2 protein-coding genes are annotated in these 1,725 nt (G+C 51.5%); both read right to left on the bottom strand.

Annotated elements, in window-relative coordinates; genetic code table 11:
• Nucleotides 1–887 (bottom strand): type VI secretion system Vgr family protein (locus ACOTYN_RS11735; RefSeq protein ID WP_421634691.1); only part of this gene is annotated, 887 nt, incomplete at its 3' end.
• A 174-nt stretch (nt 888–1,061) separates the two neighbouring features.
• A complete protein-coding gene (locus ACOTYN_RS11740; protein ID WP_071922995.1) occupies nt 1,062–1,496 on the bottom strand; it encodes a hypothetical protein in 435 nt (144 codons plus the stop codon).
• Nucleotides 1,497–1,725 lie beyond the last annotated feature (229 nt).

A 1,725-nucleotide genomic window follows, 5' to 3' on the forward strand; every position in this document is an offset into this window, starting at 1 on the left:
GCAATCCCCGCCGCCGTGGCGGTGGCCTGAATCTGCTGGTGCTCAACCTGCCAGCGCTCCTGGCGAATGCGGGCGTAAAACTCCGCATGCCCGGTCTCCACAAAGCGTCCCGGCCAGTCGTAGACGTCAATGCTGCCCGGCTTCGGCGACGCCGGGTTCTGCTGGGCCTGGAACAGCCACGCGTTCGGCTTGCGGAAGTCATAGTCGTCGAGGCTGTAAATCCCCGGCGTCACGCTGTCCTCCAGCGCCCACTGGCTGATGCCCTCTTCATCCGTACTGCCGCCGGACGGCGTCTGGTGGTAAGGAATGACCTCATAGCCGCTGAACGGCTGATGCTGGGTGGCGGCGTCGGTGAGCACCAGGGTGTGCTTGTCGGCCTCGTGGCTGAAGTGATAGGCAATCCCTTCCAGCTCCATCAGGCGGCTGATGAAGTCCAGGCTCGACTCCTGATACTGCACGCAGTAGTCCCACACCCGGTAGCTGCCGGTAAGTTTATCCTCCACGTTGACCTGATGTTCAGCCAGCAGGGTTTTCACAATCTGCGGCACCGTCTGGCCCTGGAAAATACGCAGGTTACGGTCGCGCTTCATCGGCCACAGGTCCGGCTCCACCGTCAGCTGGTACACCGCATAGCGGGTGCCCGTCAGCTCAACGGCGCTGACCGCCACGCGCGTGACTTTGCCGTTGATGTAGCGGGAGGAGAGCAGGTTCTGCGTCGGAATGGTCACCGTGACCGGCTGGCCGAGCAATTTGCTGCGGTCAATGCGTGCATCCGTGCCGAGCAGGGTCAGCGTCAGGGCGAACGACTCGGACATCGCCTCCCGGCCGGAAAGTTTCCAGAAGAGCAGCCCCTCGACCGGAAGCTGGACTGTAATACGGTTGAGCATAATCTTTATTCCACTATGGATTAATCTCAATGCCAGAAGTTAACTCATCGTCGATAAGCAAAGCGGGAGCGCTGTTAATGTGATGATGAGTAGCTGTAAGAGTTACTTCCCTTGCCACAAAACAAGACTACTTTTCCTGAAGTTCAATTTAGATAATTTGAGTCAATGTCGTGCTTATTTAAGCCATAAACCTGAAAACATGAGGACGCTACCCAGGGAAACTACAATTTTGGCAATGATAAGTAAGCCAGGCGCAACGACGTGAGTCATAGACGATATTTTTCCATAATTTTCCGCATTGTATTTTTTGTGCCTCCCTATAATTCCGGAAAAGATCGTGCAGAGCAGCACAACGGTAACTTTTAGCCCCCATACGCACAGAAAAGACATAGAAAAGATAATCGAATAGTGTTTTGCCGTTGCAACGGAGAATAATGACATTGACTGAGCGAGCCATTTCAACGTAAATCCGATAACGACCGTAGCCACTAACACCAGAACAAACATCACCCCGGCCAGGAACCATTGTTTTTTGTTGAACAAATCATCTCCATTCCAGATGTAGGCTAAAGTGATAAGAGTGAAAAATACACAGCCAAGCCATTGCATCTTTTCATTCTCCACTCAATTTTTATTCATCGCCATGCAAACAGTAAAAATAAAACCAATGGGGGCTAGAATGTTTACGGCTTATCAGACATTAAAACAAAAAAAACATTAATCACTTGCGATATCTTTTTTGTCTTTTCAAATATTCCACATCTTGTACATGGGGAAGAATGTGATCTTGACCCGCCATTTCCGGACAGCTTTTGTATCTTAAGTTAACGATGCCCGC

Source organism: Enterobacter cloacae complex sp. IR5458, assembly GCF_049238025.1.
Lineage (GTDB): Bacteria > Pseudomonadota > Gammaproteobacteria > Enterobacterales > Enterobacteriaceae > Enterobacter > Enterobacter kobei.